The sequence below is a fragment of the Ectobacillus ponti genome (genome assembly GCF_024294785.1).
Classification (GTDB): Bacteria; Bacillota; Bacilli; order Bacillales; family Bacillaceae_G; genus Ectobacillus; species Ectobacillus ponti.
In genome coordinates, this window is sequence record NZ_JANCLT010000086.1 from 1 (window position 1) to 591 (window position 591).

The window sequence follows — 591 nt, forward strand, 5'->3', positions numbered from 1 at the left end:
CTGGCTCGTTGTTTTGCTTCCGAGGCAGAATATCCCAGTGCACGTAGATGCTGCGAGATTGCTTCTCATCATTGACAATAAGTATGGTGTATGTAGCATCAGGTTGGATGATCAATGTGTACACATGGGACAGCTGATCAGTCTCGCAGGGGACATCCTTCTTGATCAAATGGTTCTTGTCATTCTTAGTAAAGATAGTATGGACCTTCTTGGTGCTGTACCCACAGATGTCTGGTCCAAACATAATGCTGTACGGTGTGTCCCCACCAAATTTCTTCTGGTCAACATCACCACCAAGCAACTTGACATATCCACCACCACAGTCAAGCTTTTGCTCATGCTTTACAGAGAACTGCAGCACCAGGGTTTTATCCTTGTTGCTGAATTCTGGGTACTCCGCTGAAATAGCGTAGAACCTGTAGTCCTCAGAGGTTTGGATACCTTTGTCCTCAGGATCTCCATTCCACTTCCCAGATGTGTGGTTCCATTCACCAGCCATGTTCTCATCCTTCTTCCATTCTGACTTGACCCACCGACTTTCCCATCCATCTTCGAACTTCTCCTGGAAGAAGACCTCGCCGGCGACAGCGG

The 591-nt window shown here is 47.5% G+C and carries 1 protein-coding gene; it reads right to left on the bottom strand.

All coding sequences use genetic code 11. The features are described from left to right. Positions 1-591 (bottom strand): calreticulin family protein (locus NK662_RS24680; RefSeq protein ID WP_254761361.1); only part of this gene is annotated, 591 nt, incomplete at both ends.